This is a genomic window from Synechococcus sp. R6-7 (assembly GCF_047461695.1).
Lineage (GTDB): Bacteria > Cyanobacteriota > Cyanobacteriia > Thermostichales > Thermostichaceae > Thermostichus.
The window spans coordinates 1-2,984 of sequence record NZ_JANSHS010000338.1 but is presented as its reverse complement, the minus strand read 5'-3'; the positions used below and the strand labels follow the sequence as shown (position 1 = coordinate 2,984).

Annotated in this window: 4 protein-coding genes; 1 reads left to right on the top strand and 3 read right to left on the bottom strand. The window is 59.2% G+C overall.

From position 1 onward, the window contains the following. Positions 1–57: 57 nt before the first annotated feature. Both NW815_RS10220 and NW815_RS10215 read right to left on the bottom strand, forming a co-directional pair. Entirely contained in the window at positions 58–924 is an 867-nt protein-coding gene (locus NW815_RS10220) for a SpoIID/LytB domain-containing protein (protein WP_414390421.1), read from the bottom strand. Between the two features lie 130 nt (positions 925–1,054). Then, positions 1,055–2,356 (bottom strand): MFS transporter, encoded by a 1,302-nt coding sequence (locus NW815_RS10215; protein ID WP_414390419.1) that lies wholly within the window; start codon positions 2,354–2,356, stop codon positions 1,055–1,057. A gap of 231 nt (positions 2,357–2,587) precedes the next feature. Here NW815_RS10215 and yidD point away from each other — a divergent pair, with 231 nt between their 5' ends. Then, on the top strand, positions 2,588–2,857 hold the full coding sequence (yidD, locus tag NW815_RS10210) for a membrane protein insertion efficiency factor YidD (protein WP_414344078.1): 270 nt from the start codon (positions 2,588–2,590) through the stop codon (positions 2,855–2,857). 17 nt (positions 2,858–2,874) lie between these two features. Here the strand turns inward: yidD and NW815_RS10205 are convergent. Beyond that, positions 2,875–2,984, bottom strand: a 110-nt coding sequence (locus NW815_RS10205; protein WP_414415976.1) for a Rid family hydrolase, incomplete at its 5' end; no start/stop codon positions are given.

Sequence of the window (2,984 nt, the reverse complement as noted above, 5' to 3'; positions counted from 1 at the left end):
GTTCAGCAATGTTCAGCGTAAATGTATCAGACAGAGCAAATCAGGGCACTGAAGGTCTCACTCTGGCAAACGAGCAAAGCTGACCCCTCGGTAGTAGTAGGCCAAAATTTGGCGGTAAGTCCAGCCTCGGCGGGCCAGTTCTTGGGCGCCCCACTGGCTCATGCCAATGCCATGCCCAAACTTGGGATAGGGGCTGACATCCGGTAAGCTCATCAAATAAGGGATCCCACTCACCCCGACGGTTTGGCCGCCGCTGCTGGCGCTGTACATGGCATTGACAAACTGACCCCCATACACCATGACCACACCACGGGTGGCTTGTGTTGCTTCCAGGGCGGCTGCCGACCGCTGGGAAAGCCCTCGGTACACCTGGGAGCGAGTATCGCTAAACACATCAAACCAACCGCGGGAATTGCGATGGTAAAGAACGTAGCTGCGGGCTGCCACCGCTTGCGCCTTCAGGGCTTCTGGGAAGAACCGGGATCCCATTTCTGCATCCACCACACTGGCCACATAGTCTTCTAGATCCACGTAGTTGATGGCCATCACCATGTTGTAGCCAGTCAAGAGCACCTTGCCGGAGTACCAGCGGCCATTCACTGCCACCAGGCCACCCTCCTGAGGTTCGATGAACAGCACCGGGTCAACCACCCCATGCAGACGCACCCCTCGAGGGCCGGGCTGAGCCAAAAACCCCTGCATAGGGGGCAGATCTGCCAGCACCTCTCCCCGACCGTTGATCAGTTGGGCAGGGAGAGAAACTCCCACCACCAGAGGGGCAGTGGTATCGGCCAATTGCACTCGCACTGTCACCCCCCAGACAGACTCCACCCATCCCCAGAAGGCACTGACCACCAGGGATCCCATCAGGGCCAGCCAATGCCGCGCTTCCATAGCCCGTGCCCAGAGTTGCTTTTTGTACACCAACTCCAACTTAGGATGGGGCGAGTTTCCAGAAATGGGCCGGTTTGTCTGTAGAAACTGCAGAGGGCTTGAGTCTCAATTCAGGTGTGGATCAGGTGTGGAGCAGGGGGGATCTGATAGAGATATGAGACTATCTATGAACGGGATCCCGTCTCCGGGGGAGCGGGCTGACCCGGTGGCTCCAGGAGGTCGGGTTGCGGCTGTCCTCCAGACAACCCGAAAGGCTGTCCGGCCCCAGGCCCAAGGCAAAGCGCAGCGAGTCCCCCGGTCGCCCATTGGAGAAGAAGAGAAAAGAACCCAAGGAAGCCAAGGAAAGAAGAGCCGCATAGCCAAACATGGCTCGATAGCCGGATCCCGCTGCTAAGGTGCCCAAAAGGGGCCCCGCCAGGCCAATGCCCAAATCAAACCCGCACATCACCAAGCTAAACAGGCGACCCCGCTCCGCCGGCTCCGAGCGATCGGCCACGAGGGCAGAAATGAGAGGGATCAAAGTACCAAAACCGCAGCCTACCGCGACCCCAGCAGCCAGAAAAGCGCCGCTGCTATTGGCAACAATCAGGATCCCCATTGCCAAGGCATAGGTGGCCAAGCTGAGGGAGATAAACGGCCCCCGCCCATAGCGATCGGAAGCGCGACCGGTGAGCAGGCGCACTCCAAAGCTGGCAAAGGCCACTGCCGTATAAAAAAGACCTGGATTCAGGGGAGCTCCGGCTTCTTGGATTAACAAGGCCACAAAGGTGGTCTGGGTGCCGAAGGCCAACCCCACCAAAAACATCACCCAAGCGAGGGAGCGCACCTTCGGGCTGCCCAGAAAGCTCCAGAAGGCCCCATCCATCGGCAGGGATCCCCAATGCTCACGCCGCTGTTCTCGAACCAGTTGGGTACAAAGAAAGCCCACCAACCCCAGCAGAGCAGAGAAGAGAAACGAAGGGCCATAGCCGGCAAACTCCTGCAAAAAGCCGCCCAAAGCAGGGCCAATGGCTGCGCCGATCGGATTGACCAAACTCATGTAGCCCAGGATCTCACCCCGTTTTTCTTCTGGGGCAAAATCCACCACCAAAGTCACATAGGCCGTGGCAAAAGCGGCGATGCTAACCCCATGAAAGGCTCGCACCAGCGCTACCCATGGGATCCAATCGGAGAGCCAGTATCCTATGGGGGCCATCCCCACCACCCCCATGCCGATAAGCAGCACGATCTGCCGGCTGTGGCCATCCGCCAGGCGACCCAACGCAGGGCGAAAGGCCAGCAACCCAATCGAAAAGGCCCCCATTACCCAGCCCACTTGCTGGCTGGTGCCACCGGCATCTCTGACGTAGAGAGGCAACGTGGGCAGCAGCGAGGATAAACTGGCCCAAAAGAGCAGCCCAGCCACAAACAAAATGCCCAAGTTGCGCCGCTGTGCCGGCTGCAGCTGCCCGAATACCCTCACGCCAACTCCTTATGCAAAATGGAACTCAAAGCGTTCTCCCAGAACCGCGCCCTAGGATAAGCCCACCTTCGCCGGATCCCTCAGCCCGAAATATTTAGGTGCTAACCTTTCTGATTGTAACCGTATGGTCTGGGGCTGGGAACCGGCCCTGCTCGCCCTTGCAGGCGCCTCCAGTCTGGGATAACAGCTAACCTCAAGTTACCTAGAGATGCGCTTTTTGGACTCCGACCCATGCCTGAACGATCGGATCCCCTCACTCGCAGCTTGATTGCCCTGATCCGGGGTTACCAGGTGGGTATTTCTCCTTGGCTGCCGCCTGCTTGTCGCTACTACCCCACCTGCTCCCAGTACACCTTGGAAGCGGTGCGGCGCTACGGTGCCCTACGTGGGGGTTGGCTGGGGCTCCGTCGCCTCTGTCGCTGTCATCCCTGGCACCCAGGGGGCTACGATCCAGTTCCCGATTTGCCGGGATCCGCGCCGACCCAGAAACCATTCCGCTAGCCGGACTCAGGAGACATTTAGGTCGATTGTGGGTAGCAGGCCACAACCTCGATTTCTACTCGGGCATTGAGGGGCAGGCGAGCCACCTGCACGCAAGAGCGGGCCGGAGCCGGATCGGTGGCAAAAA

What these genes read in the sequence shown, in the direction of transcription:
- yidD (WP_414344078.1), top strand. Translation starts at nt 2,588, where the DNA reads ATGCCTGAACGATCGGATCCCCTCACTCGCAGCTTGATTGCCCTGATC.